Here is a 9890-nt window from a genome sequence, read left to right as displayed (position 1 = left end):
TTTCCACCGGTGTCCCGGTTAACTAACCTCCCCGGTCAGTACATCTAATGCATTCCGCGTAATGGCAGGCCTGGCGGACATTACCCAATCCCATCCGAGTGTAGGCGACGATTGGTCCCGAAGAACTCTACGCACTTCGACTTGAACATCTTCGAATACGTCAAACCACTGACGGAGATTAAGTGTTAACTCTTCGATACCGTTGAGACGCGTCTTTCCGGAGACGTCATAAAAAAGGCACTCTGCTGAGACGAAATCGGAAGAATGGGGGCCAGCGGCCATCGTGGATTCCCTTTCGAGGAAGTGTGGTTACGGATTCGAAAGGTACTGCGGTGGTCGCCTCATGCATTCATGAGGTCGTCACCGGCAGCTACAGATACACCACGCTAAAGGACGCAACCATGTCGTGGACGTTCGCGATCCCGAAGCACTGACTGCTTCTATCGCACAGGTTGCAGACGACTTCGGCGGAATCGATATTCTGGTGAACAACGCCGGCGGCGCCCACCCGGGAACTCCGGAATCAATGTCGGATGAGGCGTTTCTGGCTGATTTTGATATCAAGGTTCACTCGTGGCATCGGGCTATTCGCGCCGCTCTTCCGCATCTTCGACGATCCGCGCAAGCGCGCGTGATCAACATTGGATCAGTCTATGGTGACTACCCTGACCCCGGGTTTTTCTCCACCAGTGTTCATCGAGCGGCGGGAGAGAATCTGACCAAGACGTGGGCGGCGCAACTGGGCCGCGAGGACATCTTGGTCAACCTGGTCAATATCGGAGTAATTGAGACCCCGCAGTGGCAAAACATTCGTGAGAAGCGTGCCCCGGAACTCAGCCTCGAGGAGTTCTTGCAACGAACGGTTGAGGAGGATATTCCCCTGGGAAGAATCGGGCAGCCGAAAGAATTGGGTGCGGTCGTTGCGTTCCTGGCCTCTGCGCAGGCTAGTTATGTGACCGGTGCAGTTATCGACGTCGCCGGAGGAATGGGAATTAGGTTCTAGGTTCCCGCATTGGCCACGGCGCAGTGTCCTCATGCGCCGCTGAACAGTTGATCGCGGTAGACAGTAACGCAAAACCCCGCTGCACCATGGTGGTGAAGCGGGGTGAATGCGGTTAAACGGGGTGTCGCAGGCTGAAGCTGGTCAGTTCCGCTCAAGCCCCTGCGCGCTTAGCAGTCGAAGTACATCTCGAACTCAAGCGGCGTCGGGCGCAGACGAGCTGGAGCCAGCTCGTTGTTGACCTTGTAGTCGATGTAGGTGTCGATCAGGTCCTGCGGGAACACGTCGCCCTCGGTGAGGAACTCGTGGTCTTCGCGCAGCGCCTCGAGCACGCCCTCCAGGGAGGTCGGTGCCTGCGGGATCTGCTTGGCCTCCTCCGGCGGAAGCTCGTAGAGGTCCTTGTCCACCGGCGCGTGCGGCTCGATGCGGTTCTTGATGCCGTCGATGCCGGCCATGAGCATTGCGGTCAGGCCCAGGTACGGGTTGCCTGAGGGGTCCGGTGCGCGGAACTCGATGCGCTTCGCCTTGGCGTTGGAACCCGTGATCGGGATGCGGATCGCGGCGGAGCGGTTGCGCTGGGAGTAGACCAGGTTGATCGGGGCTTCGAAGCCCGGGACCAGGCGGTGGTAGGAGTTCAGCGTCGGGTTGGTGAACGCCAGCACGGCCGGGGCGTGGTGCAGCAGGCCGCCGATGTAGTAGCGGGCGGTGTCGGACAGTCCGCCGTAGCCGGACTCGTCGTAGAACAGCGGCTCGCCGTCCTTCCACAGAGACTGGTGGGCGTGCATGCCGGAGCCGTTGTCGCCGGCGAGCGGCTTCGGCATGAAGGTGGCCACCTTGCCGTACTGGTGGCAGGTGTTCTTCACGATGTACTTGAAGGTCTGCAGATCATCCGCCGCGTGCAGGAGGGTGTCGAAGCGGTAGTTGATCTCGTTCTGGCCGCCGGAGGCAACCTCGTGGTGGAAGCGCTCCACGTCGAAGCCGACGAGTTGGAGGTTCTGCACGATGGCGTCGCGCACTTCCTGGGTCTTGTCCACCGGGGTGTTGGGGAAGTAGCCGCCCTTGGGGCGGGTGGCGTTGCCGAGGTTCGGGGTGCCGTCGAGAAGCGTCTCTTCGCCGCGGTTCCACCAGCCCTCGTCGGAATCGACGTGGTAGAAGGAGGCGTTCGTCTCAGCTGCGTAGGAGACCTTGTCGAAGATGAAGAACTCGGCCTCCATGCCGAAGGATGCGGAATCCGCGATGCCGGTGGAGGTGAGGTACTCCTCGGCACGCTTGGCCACGTTGCGCGGGTCGCGGGAGAACGTTTCCTTGGTGAACGGGTCGTGGACGAAGAACTTCATGTTCAGCGTCGGCACCGAGCGGAACGGGTCGCGGAACGCGGTGGTCGGGTCCGGCAGCAGGATCATGTCGGACTCGTCGATGGTGGTGAAGCCGCGGATCGACGAACCGTCGAAGGCGAAGCCTGCAGAAATGGCGTCCTCGTCAAAGGCCGACGCCGGCAGGGTGAAGTGGTGCTCCGTGCCGGGAACGTCGGTGAAGCGGATATCGAGGAACTCGATGCCCTCGTCCTTGATGTACTTGAGGACGTCGTCGGTAGTCGTGAAGGTCACGTGGGTCTCCTTTGGTAGAAGGTGCGATGTTCATTCTATGGAATACCTATCGAAGTATCGACAGGCGGGGGTAAAAGTGAGGCGAACATCACCTCACTGCCGCCCCGGACTTATAGGCCGATGGGTGCCTTAGTTGGGGCCACCGGGGTTGGCAGCGCCGTTTCGCCCATCAGATCCGCGTCGACCACGGCGGCCGCCGAGCGACCCTCCGCAATGGCCCACACGATCAGCGATTGGCCACGGCCGTTATCGCCGGCGATGTAGACCCTCGGGCCGTCCTCGGTCGAGCGGATCGCGCGGTAGGAATCGTCGCGGCGCATCCGGCCGCGCTCATCCAGGACGATCCCCAGCTCATCGTTGAGGCCGCGACGTGCGGAACCAGTGAAGCCAAGCGCGATCAGCACAAGGTCCGCGTCCATCTCGAAATCGCTGTCCTCGATCGGGACGCGGCGACCATCGACAGAGCGCACCTGGTTGCCGCGCAAGGAGGTGATGTGGCCGTCCGATCCGTGGAAGCTCACCGTGTTGGTGGAGTACACGCGCTTGCCCAAGGGCTCGTTCGTGCCACGGTGGGCCAGTCCAAGCGCGGCGATCTCGTCGGCGGATTCGTCGCCGGTGACCACGTACTCGCCCTCTTCGTGCGCCGTCGCCGTGCGGTACAAAAGCGGATACATCGGCCACGGGGTCGAGGACGCACGGAACTGCGGCGCACGAGAGTGGATGTCGAACTGGGTGACGCTCGCCGCGCCCTGGCGCAACGCGGTGCCGAAACAGTCAGTACCCGTGTCACCGCCGCCGATGATGACCACGCGCTTACCGCGGGCGTCGATCGCGGGGGTGTCGGTGTCGCCCTCGCAGAACCGGTTCGCGGCGGTGAGGTAGTCCATGGCGAAGTGGATGCCGTCGAGCTCGCGGCCGTCGACAGGCAAGTCGCGCGCGACAGGGGTGCCGGTGGCGAGGACGACCGCGTCGAAGCCGGACAGGTCGGCCGCCGTGGGGGAGGTGTTCACCTTGAATTCGGTGCCCTCGGCGCGCATCTGCTCGATGCGGCGGTCGATGTGGCGCTTCTCCATCTTGTACTCGGGAACGCCGTAGCGCATCAGCCCGCCGAGTCGGTCGTCGCGCTCGAAGACGGTCACGCGGTGGCCCGCGCGGGTGAGCTGCTGGGCCGCGGCGAGGCCGGCAGGGCCGGATCCGACTACGGCCACCGACTGGCCAGTGTCAAAGCTCGCCTTGACGGGCTTGACCCAGTCGTTGTCGAAAGCAACGTCGGCGATCTTCTGCTCAATGTGCTTGATCGTCACCGGATCGTCGTTGATGCCCAGCACACACGCACCTTCACAGGGGGCCGGGCACAGCCGGCCAGTGAAATCCGGGAAGTTGTTCGTCGCGTGCAGCCTGTCGTACGCCTCGCTCCAGCGGTCCTGCCGGACAAGGTCGTTCCATTCCGGGATGATGTTGCCCAGCGGGCAGCCCTCGTGGCAGAAGGCGACACCGCAGTCCATGCACCGGGTTGCCTGGGTTGTGTCGTGCTCCGCGCTGGTCTGTTCGTAGACCTCGCGGTAGTCCATCAGGCGCAGCGGCACGGGGCGGTGCTGCGCCTCCTTGCGCTCGTAGCGTCGGAATCCATGTGGGTCGGCCATTAGCTCACTGCCTCCATGATTGCTTCAGCCTCGTCGCGGCCGGTCCGGCGCGCGTCGGCGATGATGTCCAGAACCTTGCGGTAGTCGCGCGGCATGATCTTGATCATTTCCTCGGGTGCGTACGGGATCGTCGCACCAGTGTGGCGGGTGTGGTCAGCGAAGATCGCGGTGAGGAAGGCGATGTCGTCCTCGTCGACCTCGGTGATGTCGACCTGGCCGGGGTTGACCTTGCGGGCCAGGCTGTCGCTGTCTTCCACCGGTGCCAGGTAAGCGATGCCGCCCGACATACCTGCACCGAAGTTCTCGCCGACTTCGCCGAGAACAACGACGCGGCCACCCGTCATGTACTCGCAGCCGTGGTTACCGATGCCGTGGACGACGGCGGTGGCGCCGGAGTTGCGCACGCAGAAGCGCTCACCCGCGTAGCCTGCGATGAACAGCTCGCCCGCCGTAGCGCCGAAGCCGGTGACGTTGCCGGCGATGATGTCCGGCTCGTTGAGGTCGAGCTGCTCCGGGGCGTCGGGGGTGGGCCGCACGATGATGCGCCCGCCGGACAGGCCCTTGCCCACGAAGTCGTTGGCCTCACCGACCAAGTCGAGCGTCATGCCGTGGGGGACGAACGCTCCGAAGGAGTTGCCGGCATGGCCGCGGAAGGTGAAGGTCACAGAACCGTCCGCAAGGCCATCAGCACCGGTGGAGCGCGTCAGGACGCCGCCGGAGAGCGCACCGACGCTGCGGTCGATGTTGCGGATCGGGTACTCCTTCGCCACGACGTCTCCGCCCTTTTTGAGCGCCCCTGCGAGGTCGGCGGCCAGAGTTTGGTCGAGTACGCCGTCCAAGCCGTGTTCTTGCTCGGTGGTGCACTTCGGTGCCTGGTCGGGGAAGAACTCCGAGCGGGCCGTGGAGAAGATCGGGGACAGGTCCAACTGGGCCGCGCGCGGGTTGTTCTCCACGAACTCGCGGTCGGTGCGCTGGCGCAACAGGTCGGCGCGCCCGATGGCCTCGTCGAGGGTGCGCAGTCCCAGCTCGGCTAAGTACTCGCGGATTTCCTCGGCGATGAACATGAAGAAGTTGACCACGTGTTCGGCACGACCGGTGAACTTCTTGCGCAGCTGTGGGTTCTGCGTGGCCACGCCCACCGGGCAGGTGTCGAGGTGACACACGCGCATCATGATGCAGCCTTCGACCACGAGCGGTGCGGTGGCGAAACCGTACTCCTCTGCGCCGAGCAGGGCTGCGACCATGACGTCGCGGCCAGTCTTGAGCTGGCCGTCGGCCTGGACCGTGATGCGGTCACGCAGGCCGTTGAGCAGCAGGGTCTGCTGTGCTTCGGCCAAGCCCAGCTCCCACGGCCCGCCGGCGTGCTTCAGGCTGGTCAGCGGGGAAGCTCCGGTGCCGCCGTCATGGCCGGAGATGAGCACCACGTCTGCGTGGGCCTTGGACACACCCGCGGCGACCGTGCCCACGCCCTGCTCAGCGACAAGCTTGACGTGGACACGCGCATCGGGGTTGACGGACTTTAGATCGAAAATCAGCTGCGCCAGATCCTCGATGGAATAGATGTCGTGGTGCGGCGGCGGCGAGATCAGGCCGACACCCGGGGTGGTGATGCGGACTTCCGCGATCCACGGGTAGACCTTGTTCGGCGGCAGCTGGCCGCCCTCGCCGGGCTTGGCGCCCTGCGCCATCTTGATCTGGATGTCGGTGCAGTTGGACAGGTAGTGGCTGGTCACGCCGAAGCGGCCCGAGGCCACCTGCTTGATGGCGGAGCGCTTCCAATCGCCGTTGGCTTCGCGCTCGAAGCGCTTCGGGTCCTCGCCGCCCTCACCGGAGTTGGACATTCCGCCGAGGCGGTTCATCGCGATGGCGAGGACCTCGTGGGCCTCGGCAGAGATGGAGCCGTAGGACATCGCGCCGGTGGAGAAGCGCTTGACAATTTCGGTGGCGGGCTCGACCTCGTCGATGGGGATCGAGGGGCGGTCCGGGGCGAACTCCATCATCCCGCGCAGGGTGGCTAGGCGCTCGGACTGCTCGTCGACGGCGCGGGTGTAGTCCTTAAATACTGCGTACTGGCCGGTCTTCGTCGCGTGCTGCAGCTTGAAGATGGTCTCTGGGTTGAACAGGTGGTACTCGCCCTCGCGGCGCCACTTGTATTCGCCGCCGATCTCGAGGTCGCGGTGCGCCTGCTCCTCGGGGCGGGGCAGGAAGGCGTGGCGGTGGCGCGTCTCGACGTCAGCGGCGACGTCGGCAAGCCCGATGCCGCCGATGGGGGAGGGTTCGCCGCCGAAGTAGTCGTCGAGAAGCTCTTGGCTCAACCCCGTGATGTCCGCGAGGCGTGCGCCGCGGTAGCTGGCCACGGTGGCGATACCCATCTTGGACATGACCTTGAGTACACCCGTGGTGGCGGCCTTGACGTAGTTGGTGCAGGCCTCATCGAGGGAGAGTTCCCCGAGCTGGCCGATTGTGCGCAGCTCGTCGATGGTCTCAAACGCCATGTACGGGTTGATGGCGTCGGCGCCGAAGGCGATGAGCATGGCGAGGTGGTGGACCTCGCGGGCGTCACCAGACTCGACCACGAGTGAGGCGCGGGTGCGGGTGCGCTCGGCGACCATGTCCTGATGCACGGCGGAGGTGAGAAGGAGGGAAGGGATAGGGGCGAAGCGCTCGTCGGACTCGCGGTCCGACAAGATGATCAGGCTGATGCCGTCGCGGACAGCCTCAGACACTTCACGACGGACGCGGTCGATCGCCTCCTTCATACCCACCCCGTGGTGGGCCTTCGGATACAGCCCCGAGATCGTGCGCGAACGGAAGTGCGGAAGGGAGCCGTCGTCGTTGGCGTGGACCAGGGTGGAAAACGCGTGGTTGTCGATGATCGGGGAATCCAGCTGGATACGCGCCGCGGCCTCGGGGCCTGGGTTGAGCACGTCGGACTGGGCACCCAGCAGAGTGTGCATCGAGGTGACGGGCTTTTCCCGGATGGAGTCGAGCGGCGGGTTGGTCACCTGAGCGAAGCGCTGCGCGAAGAAATCGAACAGCAGACGCGGTCGCTGCGACAGCGCGGCGATCGGGGTGTCGGAACCCATAGAGCCCAAGGCCTCTGCGCCGGTGAGCGCCATCGGCTTGATCAGCAGGTCGACGTCCTCTTCGGTGATGCCGAAGACGCGCTGGCGCAGCACGGCACGCTCGTGCGCCATGTAGTTGTAGCGGGTCTGCGGGAGCTCGTGAAGAGGGGTGAAGTTCTGCCTGATCCACTCCCCGTAGGGCTTCTGCGAGGCCAAGGTGTGCTTAATGTCCTCATCGGGGATGATCCTGCCTGCGGCGGTGTCGATGAGGAACATGCGGCCCGGGCGCACGCGGGTGCGTTTGACGATTTTTTCCGCAGGGATGTCCACGACTCCGGCCTCGGACGCCATGATGACGAGGTCGTCGTCGGTGATCCAGATGCGGCCCGGGCGCAGGCCGTTGCGGTCGAGCACGGCGCCGACGTAGCGCGAATCAGTAAACGCCACCGCAGCGGGGCCGTCCCACGGCTCCATGAGGCAGGAGTGGTAGGCGTAGAAGTCCCGCACTTCGTCTGAGAGCGTTGGATTGTGCTCCCACGCCTGCGGGATGAGCATGGCCATCGCGTGCGGCAGGCTGTAGCCGCCGAGCGTAAGCAGCTCGAGGGCCTCGTCGAGGCGCGCGGTATCGGAGGCATCCGGAGTACAGATCGGCAGAACGCGCTCGAGCGGGCCGAGGACTTCGGAGTTGATCAGCGCTTCACGCGCGCGCATCCAGTTCTCGTTGCCCTTGACGGTGTTGATCTCGCCGTTGTGGGCGATGAGTCGGTACGGGTGGGCCAAGGGCCACGAGGGGAAAGTGTTCGTGGAAAAGCGCGAGTGCACCAGCGCGAGGGCGGAAACGACGCGTTCATCGCGCAGGTCGGGGTAGAAGCTCGCCAGCTGCGGGGTGGTGAGCATGCCCTTGTAGACGATGGTGCGCGACGACAACGACGGGAAGTAAACAGTGTCGTGACCGTCGGTCGTGCCGAGCTCGCGGGTTAGGCGCTTGCGGATGAACCACATGACGCGGTCAAGCCTGATGCCGGACTTTCCCTCAGCGACGAAGAAGGGCTGTGCGAAGTAGGGCATGGCGTCAAGCGCCATCTCCCCGAGGCCGTCCGGGTTGACGGGCAGCTCGCGCCACCCGAGGATCGTCGCGCCTTCTTCCCGGGCGATAGTCTCGACGGCGCGCTTGGCGTCCAGCATGGCCATGCGGGAGGTGGGCATAAACGCGATTCCGGTGGCGTAGTGGCCACGCTCCGGGAGGTCGAACCCGAGCTCGGCTGTGACCTCGCGGTAGAACTCGTCCGGGATGTTGAGCAGAATGCCGGTGCCGTCACCGGTGTTTTTCTCCGCGCCTGCCGCTCCGCGGTGCTCGATGTTGTGGAGGACGTCAAGACCATGCTCGACGATCGCACGGCTCGCGCGCCCCTTCATGTCTGCGACGAATCCGACACCGCAGGCGTCGTGTTCGTGTGCGGGGTTGTACAAGCCAACTCGCTCTAGGCTCAACGCAGGTCACCTCACTCAATATTCATAGTTTCTGTAGTTTTCTAGAAAACACCGGTGAGACCCCCGTCGCAATCGACTGTCGATTGACAGATAGAAAAATGCAGGCCGGCAGCACTTGGTGTGAGGCAAATCACTCTATGGGGGTACGTGGGGCGTGCCACACGGGGTTGACCCACGAGTCGGGATCTGCTTTACCGCGCCCAGCCAGGGCCGCGCCGAATTCGAATCGGCCCCCGGGCGTGTTCCACGTCTACAACCTCGCCCTTCTGCGTGACCTCCACCGTCCCCTCCGCGGCAAGGCGCCGGGCGGCTTCCCGCACCGCGGGCATGAGATCGCGCCAGCCCTCCGGGGTCCCCATGTCGCGCGCAACTTCCGAGGGGCAGATCGTCGACTCCGGCGCGCGCTGCGCTAGCTTCTCGACAATCGCCCGCCCCAGCTCCATCTCCACCTACGCCTCCCTAGGTATGCGGCAGTTTTGCGGCAGCTTTGCGACGTGCCGCCTCGATCAGCGACCCTGGCCACGGTACGCGCCTGAGCGTGGTGGGCTCTCGAGCGCGGTGGGCTGTGGTGGGGTGGTTGCGGTTGCTGCCGCGTGAGGGCTAGCCGTCCTGTCCCGCATCGCCGAGCCTGCGCAGTAGCGGCCCAATCTCACCGCCGGTGATGCGGTGGTGCAGGTAACCCCCACCCATCATCTGTGCTTCAAGGTGGAACACCTTTAGACACGCGAGAATCTCGGTTGCGTTGAGACTGGCAACAGGATGAGAAGCGAGGAACTCCTCTAGGCTCTGATCTCCGAGGATGACCTGAGGGTCCTCAGGGAGATAGGGAGTGAGCGTGGCGCGGAGTTGCTCTCGGAGCTCGGCCGTCTCAGCAGGTTCGAGGCCGCTTCCTTCTACCTCGTCGATGAGGGGGAGAAGCGCGACAATGCGAACGTAGGGATGTGTGGAGTCGTCGGTTTCGCCATTGTTTTCTTCTTCGCTCTTACCCAGTTTTCTTCGGTAACGGTAGCGGATTATGTGGGTTACACTGCTCCATTGATCGCGAGCTTCTTTGAATGAGGAAAGAACACGGTGGCGCTGGTAG

General features: G+C 64.1%; 6 protein-coding genes. 1 reads left to right on the top strand and 5 read right to left on the bottom strand.

Features of this window, described 5'->3' with window-relative positions; genetic code table 11:
* Positions 1–406: 406 nt before the first annotated feature.
* Positions 407–1003, top strand: a complete 597-nt coding sequence (locus tag VVR41_RS10475; protein WP_368524722.1) for an SDR family oxidoreductase — start codon at positions 407–409, stop codon at positions 1001–1003.
* A 167-nt stretch (positions 1004–1170) separates the two neighbouring features.
* Here the strand turns inward: VVR41_RS10475 and glnA are convergent, their stop codons facing one another.
* The 5 genes from glnA to VVR41_RS10450 all read right to left on the bottom strand — a co-directional run.
* Positions 1171–2607 (bottom strand): type I glutamate--ammonia ligase, encoded by a 1437-nt coding sequence (gene glnA, locus VVR41_RS10470; RefSeq protein ID WP_368524721.1) that lies wholly within the window; start codon positions 2605–2607, stop codon positions 1171–1173.
* Between the two features lie 110 nt (positions 2608–2717).
* Positions 2718–4250: a glutamate synthase subunit beta gene (locus tag VVR41_RS10465; protein ID WP_321103922.1), complete on the bottom strand. Its 1533-nt coding sequence runs from the start codon at positions 4248–4250 to the stop codon at positions 2718–2720.
* Positions 4250–8806, bottom strand: coding sequence for a glutamate synthase large subunit (gene gltB / locus VVR41_RS10460; protein WP_368524720.1), 4557 nt, complete (start codon positions 8804–8806; stop codon positions 4250–4252). Before gltB ends, VVR41_RS10465 begins: the two co-directional genes overlap by 1 nt.
* A gap of 191 nt (positions 8807–8997) precedes the next feature.
* Complete coding sequence (locus VVR41_RS10455; RefSeq protein ID WP_368524723.1) at positions 8998–9249, bottom strand: DUF3253 domain-containing protein; 252 nt, start codon at positions 9247–9249, stop codon at positions 8998–9000.
* A gap of 157 nt (positions 9250–9406) precedes the next feature.
* Positions 9407–9890 (bottom strand): hypothetical protein (locus VVR41_RS10450; protein WP_368524719.1); only part of this gene is annotated, 484 nt, incomplete at its 5' end.

Source organism: Corynebacterium sp. LK2510 (assembly GCF_040946405.1).
Taxonomy (GTDB): Bacteria; Actinomycetota; Actinomycetes; order Mycobacteriales; family Mycobacteriaceae; genus Corynebacterium.
This window is presented reverse-complemented; position numbering and strand designations above follow the sequence as displayed.